The organism is Mesorhizobium sp. M1A.F.Ca.ET.072.01.1.1 (assembly GCF_004023325.1).
Lineage (GTDB): Bacteria > Pseudomonadota > Alphaproteobacteria > Rhizobiales > Rhizobiaceae > Mesorhizobium.
Window position 1 is genome coordinate 1 of record NZ_RZSF01000693.1, and the last position, 629, is coordinate 629.

1 protein-coding gene is annotated in these 629 nt (G+C 67.6%); it reads right to left on the reverse strand.

Features of this window, described 5'->3' with window-relative positions; genetic code table 11:
* Positions 1-559 (reverse strand): SDR family NAD(P)-dependent oxidoreductase (locus EOA32_RS37585; protein ID WP_145971528.1); only part of this gene is annotated, 559 nt, incomplete at its 3' end.
* Positions 560-629 lie beyond the last annotated feature (70 nt).

Consider the following 629-nt stretch of genomic DNA (forward strand, 5'->3'; position numbering starts at 1 on the left):
GCATGTCGGTTTCGACGAAGCCCGGGCAGATGGCGTTGACGGTGATGCCGGACTTGGCGGTCTCGGCTGCGAGCGCCCGCATCAGCCCGACGACGCCATGCTTGGCCGCCACATAGGGCGCGACATACGCGTAGCCCTTCAGTCCGGCGGTCGAGGCAATGAAAACGATACGGCCTGTCTTCCGCGCCAGCATGCCGTTAAGCGCTGGCTTCACGGTCAGGAAAGCGCCGGTGAGGTTGACGTCAAGCGTGCGCCGCCAGTCGGCGAGCGAGGTCTTGTAAGCCGGCGCACTGGCAGCCATCCCGGCATTGGCGACGACGATCTCGAAGGGACCGCGCGCCGCCTCGGCCTTCTCGTACAGCGCCGTCATGTCGGCTTCGTCGGTGACATCGGCGCCGATGCCGAAGATGCGGGCGTTTGCCTTCGCGACTTCATTCAGCGCGGCCTTACGGCGGCCGCAGATGGTGACGGCGACGCCGGCTTCCGCCAGCGCCAGTGCGATCGCACGGCCGACGCCGGAGCCGCCGCCGGTGACCAGGGCATGCTTGCCGGCGATCATGCGCCAGTCCTCCAGGCAAGGCGCTGCCACTCACCCTTACCCTCTCCCCGTGAAGGACGGGGAGAGGGTA